Raw genomic sequence first — 14,337 nt, 5'->3', positions numbered from 1 at the left:
CATGATGATGTCGGGAACATCATTGACCATGTGATCGCGACATTTGTATATCCTATACATCACCTGCGGCAGGCAATGGATTAAATTGAAGTAATGGACTACCGTAACGGATCCAATATAAATGAAGTATAAAGTTGGTGGTCGTAAAACATTTTGCCCCAAAATGAGTTGGTGCTAGCAATGGGATAATCAGCATAACCTTACTTTTTCTAATCGATTATGACCGCCTTACTTGTCGTCCAAATGACTGGTTGCCTATACAGGTATAACTGATTTTCTCCAAATTGAGATAATTCTGGCGCCAAAGGATGCGTAAAATGAGCTTTTTACGCATCGATAATTTTGTAACATTCGAGAAAACCCATACATATCAATCTCCTGCGAAATTTTTTTAAAGTGTTGTATAGACCGCGTAAACAAAGACGCATTCTTTCTCCGGCAATATTTTGAGCATTACTTACGTATTTATGAAAAATATTCGATTTACAACAGGGACTTAGCGGTGGTACCTTTGAAGTTTGAATTGAGCAGCCTGGAACATTATTGTGCTGCTATTGAATAAGCTGTTATGTCACAAGGAGGTCAATCAATGTTAGATCGTATCGAAGAGTTTTCTGCTGAGTATTTAGAGAAAGGTAGTGGTGTTATATGGGAGTACTCTCAAATTGGAAAAACCATTGTTTCTCCTAACAATGATAACGTGAGGTTCAGCCTTAGAAAAATTGACGGCTCAGAGGATATTGAAGACTTTTCTACAATAATTAATATTGAAGATGGGGAATATTTTATCAAGTCGGATTATTATCAAGATCCTTCCGAGTGGTATGAGTTGAAAGTTTCACAGGATGATGGAGAAGTCGTATTTGAGGAAGAAGATGATGAAGGGAAGCTCACTATTTTTGCAGTAGTGACATAACAAGCTAATAAATAAGGACAAAAAACAGTTGGCTGTTTTCGTTCCTCAACATTTTAGCCAACAATTTTTTGCCCATTATTAGGGCGTTAACTTACTTAATCATGGAGGATTAATGGATATCAAAAAGTGGGCTTGGAAAATAGCGACAATCTTAGTCATGGGGGGGCTATTGCTTAACCCTGAGCTAATGTCTTTAGTTTTGTTTATTGACGCTATTGGAATTGATTTATTTCTCTTACTTGTCGAAGTACAGATAGTAGCCATAAGTGGATATTACTTTCATACATGGATTAAGCCGATACTTATGCCCCTATATAAGGCTTTGCTTAGAGCGGACCCTTACTTTTTCATCCCGACTAGGGACTCTGTAGCAAAACACCCATTGATCTTATGTCATGCAGTTCCTTTTTTGATGCTGTTTATTATTGGTGGCATCGTGGTTAAGCCGGTGATTGAGTCAGTGTGACGTAAGTTAACAAGCAGCTAAATTCAGATTCACCAAGGCTGTCATGCCATTTGCTGAGCAAATCGCCCGCCAGCACTCGGTTCACTTATTAGCAGGGCGTTAAGTATCCAAGGAGAGGATATGAAGGGTTTCATAGCATTAATCGGACTTCTGATTTCGCCATTTGCGATATCCGACCCAATGTCGGACGTATTTGGAGAGGGTGTTCTCGACACGAAGTGGGGTTACTCAATCCAACAAGTACACGAAGCCCACCCTAAGGGGAAGAGTAAATCTTTGAACGACATAGTATGGTTCGAAGTGAAAAACTCAAAGGAAGTACTAGGTTTTGGAAGAAAGAACAAGAAGTTACACTTTTCGTTTGACGCTGAGGGTCGATTGAACGGCGCTGCGGTTCACTTTGATGACTCACAGTACGGTGCTCTTTTGATAAAACTCGAGACTTTGTTTGGTGAGTGGACAAAAGGCCCTGCTAGCTCAGTTCCGTATGTTCAATGGAAGAATGATGATGGAATCACACTAACGCTATCTTCCGTGCCGTCTGGTTTCAGCATGGAAGCTGTATTCTCGATTGGATACGCGAACCTTGAAAAAAGCGCTCCTGATAAAGCCAGTCTCGGGTTCTAGGATACTTAACAAGACGCTGCAAACGGATCGCAACCACTGGCTGGCTGTTGCTCGTTCCTCGCACATTTTAGCCAGCCAAGTTGCTTCCGCTGAGCGGAGCGTTATGTTTTTCTAGAGATATCGAGCTATGAATATTAGAGAAGCGACTAAAGCAGATTGGGAAAGCATCTGGCCAATTTTCAGTGAAATAGTGTCTGCTGGAGAAACGTATGCCTACGATCCAGAAACTACCAAGGAGCAGGCAGAGAGAATTTGGTTGGAATCACCAAGAAAGGTTTTTGTCTTCGAAGAAGAAGGGTTAACTCTAGGCACTTATTATCTGAAGACAAATCAGGCTGGGCCTGGAAATCACGTCTGTAATTGCGGTTATATGGTTTCCACTGCAGCCAGAGGCAGAGGGCTAGCTACCACAATGTGTGAGCATTCCCAGAGAGTAGCTACAGAGCTAGGGTATAAAGCTATGCAATTTAACTTTGTGGCTTCAAGCAATGAAGGTGCAATTCGTTTATGGACTAAGCTCGGGTTTGAGACTGTTGGGCAGCTTCCAAAGGCTTTTAATCACCCATCATTAGGCTATGTAAACGCGTTAGTCATGTACAAATGGCTAGTCAAACCATAATCGGGTAGCCGGAGGTATCTAGCCTCCAGCCCCCACACCACCCCGCATGCGGCTCCGCACAGGGCGGTTCCCAAAGACTTTCAGAACAGGTTGGCCGATTAGCTCCGACATATCCCAATGCTGGCTTCTGTATTATCAACGCCAACACTCCTAAACCCGGTCGGGCATGAAATATTGAGTTGCACAGGCTCCTCACTGATCTTTAGGTTCAGGCCTTCACCATGTCCCAACCATTACGATGGGCGTTCGGCTACTCGGCAACTGCTCCTGCGTTGCTCTACCTCCTGCATCCATGCAGTCGTATGCCGTCTGCTGAAATCTCCATGGAAGGAGTGAATGCCAAAAAATGTCGGGAACATTTTAGGTCTTCTGCTTAATCACATCCCGAGTTACCCCGTTATGCGCTATCGGTTTTCATCTGGTTCGCTCTTTTCAGTCGATGACGCTGAAAAGCCAAGGCACTTATAAACCAGAGCCTTACTGGTTAGCTTGTACAAAAACTTCGCGATCGCGAGTTAAGCAGATCTCCCCACTCTTTATTGGCAGAGAAGGAGCATGAACTTTCTTTGCACTGCTGCATCATTTACGGTGGCCATTAGATCACGTGGTTTCGTCGTCTTGTACCCTTGCTTCGCGGGGCAGACCCTGCCAACTCACCTCCAGCCTACGCCTCATATGATGTTCTTGTTCATCAGCTCGCCTGTTGCCGATAAAAAAGTGCTAGCGGCTTCCTTCAGACCAATCCTCACGGATAAGCCCTTGCCATTCGCTAGTAGTTAACGTTTAATAACAGTATGTTATTCTCTTTTAGAAAGAGTAACGGTGATCTTCCTACAGAGGACTTTCACCTCATTAGCTCATGCCCATGCTGGGCGTACACAAGGCAATTAAACGTAACTAAAACAGTGGGTTACGTTCCGCTTCACTCCACAGTATAACCCACCATTTTAGTCCGCTTATTGCGGCGTTATATTGCAATTGAGATTTTACGATGAACCATACATTTATAGACAGATATTTTGAGAGCCAACGTACATTATTAGGGCTTGAAACAATTGATAAGCATGATGTAAATAGTCTGTTTACATACTTAAACAATCTTCACTCAACAGCAGATAAGCTCAAAGAGTTATTTGATTGCAATATTAAAGACTATCCTGATTTCAAGCTTCTAAGGATTATCCGAAACTACTTTCATCATGTTGGTGATGTAGATGATGTCAGAATGCTTGTTTCAGTTGAGGAGAATGTTCACTTCGATCGCACACAACACTTGATCATACCACTTGAAACATTCGCAAAAAGTGTAAAATCCTTTATTGATAATGCGATGGTGCCTGAAAGTAATAAGCAGTATAAGAAAAAGTTAAAATATGTATCAAAGGAAATGTCTTCAATTTCAGAGTGCTATTCGTACAACAAAGATCTCCTAAATAATATGGAAGTGTTTTGTAATAAGCCCTCACTAAAACTTGACGGTGAGGTTTATGAGCTTGGATGCGACTTATTCAGGTTCATTTTCAATGTTACAAACTTAATTGCTGATCACTGCAAAAAAATTGAAGAATTGGCATCTAAACCAATTGTTAGAGAACTAGGTAATGACTATTCGGTATCAAATAACATTGATAAAATCGATATGTTCTGCACACCAGACAAAGTGCCGATTACAACTACTCAAGGAATGATATACGCGAAGAAAGTCGAGCTAGCAATATAATCGGGTAGCCGGAGGTATCTAGCCTCCAGCCCCCACACCACCCTGCATGCGGCTCCGCACAGGGCGGTTCCCAAAGACTTTCAGAACAGGTTGGCCGATTAGCTCCGACATATCCCAATGCTGGCTTCTGTATTATCAACGCCAACACTCCTAAACCCGGTCGGGCATGAAATATTGAGTTGCACAGGCTCCTCACTGATCTTTAGGTTCAGGCCTTCACCATATCCCATCCATTACGATGGGCGTTGGGCTACTCGGCAACTGCTCCTGCGTTGCTCTACCTCCTGCATCCATGCAGTCGTATGCCGTCTGCTGAAATCTCCATGGAAGGAGTGAATGCCAAAAAATGTCGGGAACATTTTAGGTCTTCTGCTTAATCACATGCCGAGTTACCCCGTCATGCGCTATCGGTTTCCATCTGATTCGCTCTTTTCAGTCGATGAAGTTGAAAAGCCAAGGCACTTATAAACCATAGCCTTACTGGTTAGCTTGTACAAAAACTTCGCGATCGCGAGTTAAGCAGATCTCCCCACTCTTTATTGGCAGAGAAGGAGCATGAACTTTCTTTGCACTGCTGCATCATTTACGGTGGCCACTAGATCACGTGATTTCGTCGTCTTGTACCCTTGCTTCGCGGGGCAGCCCCTGCCAACTCACCTTTAGCCTACGCCTCATATGATGTTCTTGTTCATCAGCTCGCCTGTTGCCGATAAAAAAGTGCTAGCGGCTTCCTTCAGACCAATCCTCACGGATAAGCCCTTGCCATTCGCTAGTAGTTAACGTTTAATAACAGTATGTTATTCTCTTTTAGAAAGAGTAACGGTGATCTTCCTACAGAGGACTTTCACCTCATTAGTTCATGCCCATGCTGGGCGTTATATTTCTAGGAGAACATGTGCTCAATCGTGCAGCCTTAATATTAAGATATAAACAACCCGCAGTTGATTGGGTTAATAAAGCAGATCCATATAACTCCCCAGGGTTGACACTAGATTTAGCTAACGAAGATTTAAATGTTTATCTTATCTCAAACGAAGACTCTGATGATCCCGAGTCATTACAACGATGGATTAAGTTAAACTTAGATTTACTATTCATTGACGAATTAAGTGGGTGGTATACTGATGAATCTCTGTGGCCAAAAACTAGAAATATGAAACTTTTTAATAGTTGGTTCTCTGTGGAGTGTCATACAGTTCTCAATGACACAGTAGGTACACCGTTCGTTGACGACGAAATATAACAAGAATTTAAAGCGGGACTGCTAACAGTTTGCTCGATTTCGCTTCGCTACACATTTTAGCAAACAAATTTTTAGCCCCTTAACGTGGGCGTTAATTCATCGAAATTTTAATCTGAAACTCACAGATAGAGTTAAATGTCTAACGCGTTTCTATCCAGAAATGAGTTAGCAATACTCTCCACACAAGTCCCATCCAATAAAAAGGCGACCATTTGGTCGCCTTTTTGCTGTTAACTCAATCTAGGTTAAGTGAAGCTTAACCTAACTTAACCCGTGCATTGCGGAACATACGCATCCATGGGCTGTCTTCACCCCATTCATCTGGGTGCCAAGAGTTGGCAACGGTTCTGAATACTCGTTCTGGATGCGGCATCATAATCGTCACTCGGCCATCAGTGGTAGTTAATGCGGTAATCGCATTTGGCGAACCATTGGGGTTTTGTGGGTATTGGGTTGCTATAGCGCCATTACCGTCAACGTAACGCAGTGCCACTGTGCCTGTCGCTTCAGCGGCGGCTAAGGCTTCAACTGACTTAAACTCAGCGCGGCCTTCACCGTGTGATACTGCGATTGGCATACGTGAACCTTGCATACCTTCAAAGAAGATTGATGGGCTCTTTTGTACTTCAACCAAACTCGCACGTGCTTCAAAACGTTCTGAACGGTTACGGACAAAGTGTGGCCAATGCTCACTTCCTGGAATGATTTCTTTCAGGTTAGATAACATCTGACAACCGTTACATACACCTAATGCTAAAGTGCCATCACGTTCAAAGAACTGTGAGAACTCACTGCGAGCACGGTCGTTAAATAAGATTGACTTAGCCCAACCTTCACCTGCGCCCAGTACATCACCGTAAGAGAATCCACCACAAGCCACTAGGCCCTGGAATTCTTCTAGGTTGATGCGACCCGATAAAATGTCAGACATATGCACGTCGCGGCTTTCGAAACCTGCGCGATCAAAGGCTGCTGCCATTTCAACGTGGGAGTTAACCCCTTGCTCACGGATAATCGCCATCTTAGGTGCGACACCTTTTAAGATAAATGGCGCGGCAACGTCTTCGCTTGGGTTAAAGCGTAAATCAACTGTAAGACCTGGGTCTTTGGCTTGCTGCTTAAGTTCAAACTCTTCTTTAGCACATTCAGGGTTGTCACGTAGTGACTGCATGCGATAAGTGGTTTCAGACCACATGGTGCGCAGTGCTACGCGGCTGTCACTAAATACTGGCGTCTGGCCATCAACGATAGTGATTTGATCATCTTGGGTTAGCTTGGCAATATATTGGCAAGACACGCCCACGGCAGCGAACTGAGCTTGAATGTTAGCTGAATCAGCTTTAGACACCTGAATAACCGCGCCTAACTCTTCATTAAACAAGCGCTCAAGGTCTGTGCCTTTAAGTGCTGCTAAATCAATATTAAGGCCGGTATTACCCGCAAATGCCATTTCCACTAGTGTCGTGAATAAACCGCCGTCACTGCGGTCATGATAAGCAATGACTTTTTGAGCAGCGACTAATGGCTGAATCACTTCAAAGAAGCCACGTAAGCTTGCTGCATCATCTAAGTCTGGCGCCACATCACCTAACTGGCTGTAAACTTGCGCTAAACAAGAACCGCCTAAACGGTTTTGACCATTAGCCAAATCAATCAGTAACAGTTCTGTATCGCCTTTATCAGTGCGAAGCTCTGGAGTCACAGTGTTGCGAATGTCTTTGACCACACCGAATGCAGTGATAACCAGTGACATTGGTGAAGTAACAGCTTTATCTTCACCGGCTTCGTTCCACGCAGTTTTCATCGACATTGAGTCTTTACCCACTGGGATAGTTAACTCAAGTTCAGGACAAAGCTCTTCACCCACTGCTTTTACTGCTTCATAAAGACCGGCATCTTCACCTGGGTGACCTGCTGCCGACATCCAGTTAGCTGATAATTTAATATGCTTGAATGAACCAATATCAGTACCCGCAATGTTTAAGATTGACTCGGCGACGGCCATACGAGCTGAAGCGCCAAAATCAAGTAATGCTAATGGAGTACGTTCACCAATAGACATGGCTTCACCGGCGTAGCTGTCATAACTTGCTGCAGTTACGGCACAATCAGCAACAGGAACCTGCCAAGGTCCAACCATTTGGTCACGGTTAACTAAACCTGTTACCGAGCGGTCACCAATGGTGATAAGGAAAGACTTATCGGCCACAGTTGGTAAATGCAAGATGCGCGATACCGCTTCTTTAAGGTCAATATTAGCGGTTTCGAGCGCTGAAAACTCAGCATTGGCAGTGACCACATCGCGGCTCATTTTAGGTGCTTTACCTAATAAAACCTCAAGGGGTAAATCAATTGGCTTGTTGTCAAAGTGGCTATCTTCAAGGGTGAGGTGCTGCTCTTCAGTTGCATCACCTACCACAGAAAACGGCGCACGTTCACGCTCACAAATTTTCTTGAAGGTTTCTAAATTCTCAGGTGCCACAGACAGAACATAACGTTCTTGAGATTCGTTACACCAGATCTCAAGTGGGCTCATGCCCGGCTCATCAGATGGTACGTTACGTAAATTAAACAATGCGCCTCTGTCGGCATCATTCACCAGCTCAGGGAAGGCATTTGATAAACCGCCCGCGCCCACATCGTGAATAAATTGAATTGGGTTATCGTCACCCATCTGCCAGCAACGGTCGATCACTTCCTGACAACGACGTTCCATTTCTGGGTTTTCACGTTGTACAGAAGCAAAATCTAAGTCTTCGCTTGATTGACCAGAGGCCATTGATGACGCAGCGCCGCCGCCTAAACCAATGTTCATTGCAGGGCCGCCAAGTACAATCAGCTTAGCGCCAACGGTAATTTCGCCTTTTTGAACATGATCTTCACGAATATTACCTAAACCACCAGCAAGCATGATTGGCTTGTGGTAACCGCGTACTTCAACACCGTTATGGCTGGCAACTTCTTGCTCGTAAGTACGGAAGTAACCCACAAGGGCTGGACGACCAAATTCGTTATTAAATGCTGCGCCGCCTAATGGGCCTTCAGTCATGATTTCAAGTGGCGTTACAATACGGCTAGGTTTGCCGTAGTCGCCTTCCCATGGCTGCACAAAGCCTGGGATTTTAAGGTTTGATACGCTAAAGCCTGTTAAACCTGCTTTAGGTTTTGAACCGCGACCGGTTGCGCCTTCATCACGGATCTCACCGCCTGATCCTGTGGCAGCGCCCGGATAGGGGCTAATTGCTGTTGGGTGATTGTGGGTTTCAACCTTCATCAACACGTGCATTGGCTCGGTGTGATAGTTATAAACGCCATCTTGATCAGGGAAGAATCGACCTGCAACAGAGCCTGTCATGACAGCGGCATTATCTTTATAAGCTGATAACACGTTGTCTGGGGTGACTTCGAAGGTGTTTTTAATCATTTTGAATAATGATTTAGGCTGAACTTCACCATCGATAGTCCAGTCTGCATTGAAAATCTTGTGACGACAATGCTCTGAGTTTGCTTGAGCAAACATCATTAGCTCGATGTCGTTAGGATTACGGTTTAAGCGCACAAAGTTATCAACTAAGTAGTCGATTTCATCTTCTGCTAGCGCTAGGCCTAATTGCACGTTTGCCACTTCAAGGGCGCGGCGACCTTCAGCTAAAATATTGATGCTTTTGAAGGGCAATGGCTCAGTGCGTTCAAACAATACTGATGCTGCGGCAAACTCAGGTAAAATCACTTCAACCATACGGTCGTGGATTAAGCCTTTCACTTGCTCTAACTGCTGCGCTGTTAATGATGCTCCTGCAACATAGTAGGCAATACCGCGTTCTAGGCGTTTTACTTTGCCTAAACCACAATTTTGGGCGATGTCAGTTGCTTTAGATGACCAAGGAGAAATCGTTCCAGGGCGAGGTGTTACAAATATCAATGATCCTTCTGGAGTATGAGATTCAATTGCAGGTCCGTAGGTTAGAATGGTTTCAAGTTGCTGATATTCTTTATCATCAAGCTTGTCACTTAAATCGGCTAAATGGACATACTCAGCATAGATTTGCTCAACAGGAAGCGCTGCTGTTTCACAGGCCTCCATAAGCTTTTGAACTCTAAAAGCTGAAAGTGCTGGGGCTCCGCGAATGATCTCAATCACGTCAATTCACCTTATTAATTATAATGGCAGGGTAAGAATTGGCGCTATTATAGGGAATCACACCCTATAAATCACCCACCAAGGCGCGTGAGAACAGTGTTTCCCGTTAACGAAAACAATCAATTTAAATAACACATAAAAGCGCTTAAAATTTAAGCGTTAATTCGCGATTAAAAGCCAATTGTCATTTGGTTTTCTTTAATCAATTCAAACGTATATTTTACTCAGCTTGAGCCGGTTTCTAGGTGAAATAGCAAACTACTGCTAAAATATCTAAAGCGCTGACATTTTTTAAAACGGTATTATATTTTCAGGCTCAACATTGAATAGTGCACAGTGCCTAATACCAATAGCTTACAGATGGATATGACCAAACTTTTAACGATTATTTCATTCAGCTTTTTACTGGTGGCCTGTGAGCCACCTAGGTTTGAAGTCACTGAATTTGTTGAAACCTCCCCCAAACGTACCGTCTTAAAGGTAGGGACGCTTTACGGCTCGCAAACCTACCTCAACTCAGATCTTGGCGAGAGTGGTTTTGATTATGAAATGGCGGCAAAGTTTGCAGCGTATCTTGATGTGCCATTAGAAATGGTGCCTTACACCCACAGGCAGCAGTTATTCGCCGCTCTGCGAAATGATGAAATCGATATTGTTGCCGCCGCAATTACCACTACCCAAAACCGTCGTGAACAATTTTTACTGGGGCCAGCTTTATATGAGGTCAATCAAGTATTGATTTATAAAACCGGCACTCAAAAGCCAAGAAATCTTGATAATCTGAGCGGTGATATTTATGTCATCTCTGAGTCTGCGGCGGTGGATACATTAACCAGCTTGCAGCAATCACACCCAAACCTTAAATGGCAGCAAGTGTATGACAAAGACAACGAAGAATTGTTTTCTTTGGTGGCGAAAGGCGAGTTGCTTTATACGGTGGCAGACTCTAAAAGTCTACGAATAAATCAACGCTATTTACCTGAGTTACGGGGCAGTATCGTCCTAGATGATAAAACTGACGTTGTATGGTTATTGCGCCCCAATGGCAGCGACCGCTTAATGGGCTCGTTATTGTCGTTTTGGCATCAGCAAAAACGGAATGGCACCCTTGAGCATTTAAATGAAAAGTATTTTGGCCATGTTAAGCGCTTTGACTATGTTGATACTCGCGCGTTTATTCGCGCTATTGATAATGTGCTACCTGAATACCAAGCCTTATTTGAAAAACATGCTGGCGATCTCGACTGGCGTAAAGTGGCCGCCGCCGGTTATCAAGAGTCCCATTGGAACCCTAAAGCGCGCTCACCCACTGGCGTTCGCGGCATGATGATGCTCACCCAGCCAACGGCAAGCTCTGTGGGGGTGGATAACCGCCTCGATGCAGAACAAAGCATTCGCGGTGGCGCAATTTATTTGCAAAAAATGATCGATCGTTTACCAGCATCAATCCCTGACAGTCAGCGTATTTGGTTTGCCCTTGCCTCCTATAATGTGGGTTTAGGTCATGTGGAGGATGCCCGCAAAATAGCCCAAGGGATGGGTAAAGATCCCAGTGCATGGCGAGATGTCAAAGAGGTCTTGCCACTGCTGCAACAACGCAAATATTATCAACATACTCGTTATGGTTATGCTCGTGGTAATGAAGCGGTTCACTATGTGGAAAACATCCGCCGATATTACGACACCTTAGTGTGGGTCGATAGTCAAAATAAACAGCTTGAACTTATGCAGCAACAAGCAGAAAATGACACCACAGGCCAAGCTAAGACTTCAGCCAATGATGATAAAAATCCAGAAGATATTGTAAAATCAGCGGCGCAATAAAACCGTCACTTACTGGCTTTACACTGTCTAGGGTAACTTTTTAACCATCACCTTTATGCTAGTGAATGCAAGTAAGGGATACGAATTAGCAAATGGGGATTGTGAGCTAACCCAGTTTTAGATTTACAGCAAACCGGGCAGCGATGGTTTGTTTTCGAAAGTGATTTATGCTCGCTTTAACTAATATAAAACCTCACCAATGTAGTAAGGCTTAACATGAGAAGAAACACTAATAACAGCGCTCGTCGCCGTAATGCTATCAAGCTTAAACAACGTAAAATGCTTAACCGCCAGAAATTATTTTTCGCCTTTTTGCAGCAACAAGTCTGATTGCTGTTTCAGTAACTTTTTAAGTGCTTTTTTTTCTTCTCTGCGACGTTTAAAAAAAGCACTTAATTGCCCAGCACACTCGCTCGCTAATACCCCAGACGTCACCTCTAGCTGATGATTAAAATCAGCATGTTGAACTAAATTAACCACACTGCCAGCGGCGCCGGTTTTTAAATCATCTGCGCCAAATACCACTCGTTTTATTCGGCTATGCACCATAGCGCCAGCGCACATGGAACAAGGCTCTAGGGTGACATACAAGCTAGTGTCTAACATGCGGTAGTTTTCAAGCACCTGCCCTGCGGCGCGAATACATTCAATTTCAGCATGGGCTGTGGGGTTATGCTCGCAAATACTTAAATTAAAGCCACTAGCAAGCAACTCATCATCTTTAACCAAGACTGCGCCCACGGGCACCTCTCCTTTGGCTTCTGCTAACCTGGCTTGCGCCATTGCTACTCGCATCCACTTTTCATCAATAGCTGTTTGTTCAGCGGTCAGCTCGGTTTCAACTAATTGACCGAGTTGATTGATCTGCTTATTAACCAGTTTATTCACTGGCTCAGAGCTAGGCTCAGTTTCAGGCTTGGTTTCAAGATCGGCATCAATGATAGGATCTGCAATGTCAGTAGATGTTGGCATGGGGGCTCGATAATTCATAACGCTTTAGTTGTAAAAAATAGCTGTAAAACAGTTAGATTGAATTAGATAGTTTAAAACAAAAAAGACGCCGAAGCGCCTTTTTGTTTATTCAGCAATATCTAAATGGGTTATTCCCATTCAATGGTTGCCGGTGGCTTACCTGAAATATCGTAAACCACACGTGAAATACCATCGATTTCATTAATAATGCGGTTAGATACACGACCTAAGAAGTCATAAGGTAAATGTGCCCAGTGGGCTGTCATAAAGTCGATAGTTTCAACTGCGCGCAGCGATACTACCCAATCATATTTACGACCATCGCCCATAACGCCGACAGAACGAACAGGTAGGAATACGGTAAATGCTTGGCTGACTTTGTTGTAAAGGTCAGCTTTGTGCAGCTCTTCAATGAAGATAGCATCCGCTAAACGCAGTAAGTCACAGTACTCTTTTTTCACCTCACCTAAAACGCGCACACCCAGACCCGGTCCTGGGAACGGATGACGGTAAAGCATGTCGTATGGCAGACCGAGCTCTAAACCAATTTTACGCACTTCATCTTTAAATAACTCACGTAATGGCTCAACTAGTCCCATTTCCATATCATCTGGCAAACCGCCAACGTTATGGTGCGACTTAATCACATGGGCTTTGCCTGTGGCGCTGCCTGCAGATTCAATTACATCAGGGTAAATCGTGCCTTGTGCTAACCATTTTGCATTAACGCATTTCTTTGACTCTTCATCGAAAATCTCAACGAAAACGCGGCCAATGATTTTACGTTTAGCTTCTGGCTCTGCTTCGCCAGCCATTTGCTCTAAGAAACGGTGCTCAGCATTAACGTGAACAATATTCAGTCCGAAGTGATCGCCAAACATTTCCATGACTTGGTTGGCTTCGTTTAAACGTAGCAGACCGTTATCAACAAATACACAGGTCAGTTTGTCGCCTATTGCGCGGTGCAATAGCATGGCCACAACCGATGAATCTACACCACCTGACAAACCTAAAATTACTTCATCGTTACCGATTTGTTTTTTCAGTTTTTCAATAGCATCTTCAATAATTGATGATGGTTTCCAGTTAGCAGGACAGCCACAGATCTCTAGCGCGAAGTGCTCAAGCATGCGCTTACCTTGACGAGTGTGGGTCACTTCTGGGTGAAATTGCACCCCGTAGAAATGCTTATCTTCATTGGCCATTGCAGCGTATGGGCAAGTGTCAGTTTTAGCGACAGTAACAAAACCTTCTGGGATTTCAGATACTTTATCGCCGTGGCTCATCCATACATCCAGTAATGGCTTGCCTGTTTCACTGATGGCATCTTCAATGCTTTTGAATAAGGCTGATTCCGTTTGCAGTTCAACCTGCGCGTAACCGAACTCGCCTTCGCCAACGCCTTGGATCACTTTGCCGCCAAGCTGCTCAGACATGGTTTGCATGCCGTAACAAATACCTAAAACAGGTACGCCAGCATTGAACACATATTCTGGTGCTCGTGGTGAGTTAGCAGCGGTAACGCTTTCAGGGCCACCAGCTAAAATGATGCCGTTAGGAGCAAAACCTTTAATTTGCTCTTCAGATACATCCCAAGCCCAAAGCTCACAATAAACACCGATTTCACGAATACGGCGGGCGATTAACTGCGTGTATTGCGATCCAAAATCTAGGATCAGGATTTTATGCTCATGAATGTTGCTCATGGGTTACCTTATATCTGGTTTGATCTAGTAGGTTTGCTTCAATCTCAAATGCATAATTTCAAATGCATAATTTCAAATACATAATGAAATTGAAAAAAGGCGC

Annotated in this window: 10 protein-coding genes; 7 read left to right on the top strand and 3 right to left on the bottom strand. The window is 44.0% G+C overall.

All coding sequences use genetic code 11. From position 1 onward, the window contains the following. The first annotated feature begins 589 nt into the window (after window positions 1-589). The 6 genes from Q4546_RS11360 to Q4546_RS11335 all read left to right on the top strand — a co-directional run bounded on the left by Q4546_RS11360 (window position 590) and on the right by Q4546_RS11335 (window position 5,591). Complete coding sequence (locus Q4546_RS11360) at window positions 590-916, top strand: hypothetical protein (RefSeq protein WP_303446297.1); 327 nt, start codon at window positions 590-592, stop codon at window positions 914-916. 112 nt (window positions 917-1,028) lie between these two features. Next, on the top strand, window positions 1,029-1,382 hold the full coding sequence (locus Q4546_RS11355) for a hypothetical protein (RefSeq protein WP_220765756.1): 354 nt from the start codon (window positions 1,029-1,031) through the stop codon (window positions 1,380-1,382). A gap of 120 nt (window positions 1,383-1,502) precedes the next feature. Then, on the top strand, window positions 1,503-2,009 hold the full coding sequence (locus Q4546_RS11350) for a hypothetical protein (RefSeq protein WP_303446296.1): 507 nt from the start codon (window positions 1,503-1,505) through the stop codon (window positions 2,007-2,009). Between the two features lie 127 nt (window positions 2,010-2,136). Continuing rightward, complete coding sequence (locus tag Q4546_RS11345; protein WP_102519883.1) at window positions 2,137-2,628, top strand: GNAT family N-acetyltransferase; 492 nt, start codon at window positions 2,137-2,139, stop codon at window positions 2,626-2,628. A gap of 991 nt (window positions 2,629-3,619) precedes the next feature. Then, on the top strand, window positions 3,620-4,348 hold the full coding sequence (locus Q4546_RS11340; protein WP_303446295.1) for a hypothetical protein: 729 nt from the start codon (window positions 3,620-3,622) through the stop codon (window positions 4,346-4,348). Between the two features lie 895 nt (window positions 4,349-5,243). After that, window positions 5,244-5,591, top strand: a complete 348-nt coding sequence (locus Q4546_RS11335; protein ID WP_303446294.1) for a hypothetical protein — start codon at window positions 5,244-5,246, stop codon at window positions 5,589-5,591. A 256-nt stretch (window positions 5,592-5,847) separates the two neighbouring features. On the opposite strand, the gene purL is transcribed toward Q4546_RS11335, so the two are convergent. Beyond that, window positions 5,848-9,729, bottom strand: a complete 3,882-nt coding sequence (gene purL, locus Q4546_RS11330; protein ID WP_303446300.1) for a phosphoribosylformylglycinamidine synthase — start codon at window positions 9,727-9,729, stop codon at window positions 5,848-5,850. 369 nt (window positions 9,730-10,098) lie between these two features. Between purL and mltF the strand changes: the two genes are divergently transcribed. Further along, a complete protein-coding gene (gene mltF, locus Q4546_RS11325) occupies window positions 10,099-11,556 on the top strand; it encodes a membrane-bound lytic murein transglycosylase MltF (protein ID WP_102477228.1) in 1,458 nt (485 codons plus the stop codon). A 297-nt stretch (window positions 11,557-11,853) separates the two neighbouring features. Here mltF and tadA read toward each other — a convergent pair whose 3' ends face one another. Together tadA and guaA are read right to left on the bottom strand one after the other, a co-directional pair. Then, window positions 11,854-12,528 carry a tRNA adenosine(34) deaminase TadA gene (tadA, locus tag Q4546_RS11320; protein ID WP_102440607.1) on the bottom strand — a complete coding sequence of 225 codons (675 nt, stop codon included), beginning with the start codon at window positions 12,526-12,528 and terminating at the stop codon, window positions 11,854-11,856. A gap of 128 nt (window positions 12,529-12,656) precedes the next feature. Then, the gene (gene guaA / locus Q4546_RS11315) at window positions 12,657-14,234 is read right to left on the bottom strand and encodes a glutamine-hydrolyzing GMP synthase (RefSeq protein ID WP_076542725.1); all 1,578 of its coding nucleotides are present in this window, start codon (window positions 14,232-14,234) and stop codon (window positions 12,657-12,659) included. Between the last annotated feature and the right edge of the window lie 103 nt (window positions 14,235-14,337).

The organism is Shewanella sp. 4_MG-2023 (assembly GCF_030548015.1).
GTDB lineage: Bacteria > Pseudomonadota > Gammaproteobacteria > Enterobacterales > Shewanellaceae > Shewanella.
This window is presented reverse-complemented; position numbering and strand designations above follow the sequence as displayed.

What these genes read in the sequence shown, in the direction of transcription:
- guaA (WP_076542725.1), bottom strand. Translation starts at nt 14,234, where the DNA reads ATGAGCAACATTCATGAGCATAAAATCCTGATCCTAGATTTTGGATCG.
- Q4546_RS11350 (WP_303446296.1), top strand. Translation starts at nt 1,503, where the DNA reads ATGAAGGGTTTCATAGCATTAATCGGACTTCTGATTTCGCCATTTGCG.
- Q4546_RS11360 (WP_303446297.1), top strand. Translation starts at nt 590, where the DNA reads ATGTTAGATCGTATCGAAGAGTTTTCTGCTGAGTATTTAGAGAAAGGT.
- Q4546_RS11355 (WP_220765756.1), top strand. Translation starts at nt 1,029, where the DNA reads ATGGATATCAAAAAGTGGGCTTGGAAAATAGCGACAATCTTAGTCATG.
- Q4546_RS11340 (WP_303446295.1), top strand. Translation starts at nt 3,620, where the DNA reads ATGAACCATACATTTATAGACAGATATTTTGAGAGCCAACGTACATTA.
- Q4546_RS11345 (WP_102519883.1), top strand. Translation starts at nt 2,137, where the DNA reads ATGAATATTAGAGAAGCGACTAAAGCAGATTGGGAAAGCATCTGGCCA.
- tadA (WP_102440607.1), bottom strand. Translation starts at nt 12,528, where the DNA reads ATGCCAACATCTACTGACATTGCAGATCCTATCATTGATGCCGATCTT.
- mltF (WP_102477228.1), top strand. Translation starts at nt 10,099, where the DNA reads ATGACCAAACTTTTAACGATTATTTCATTCAGCTTTTTACTGGTGGCC.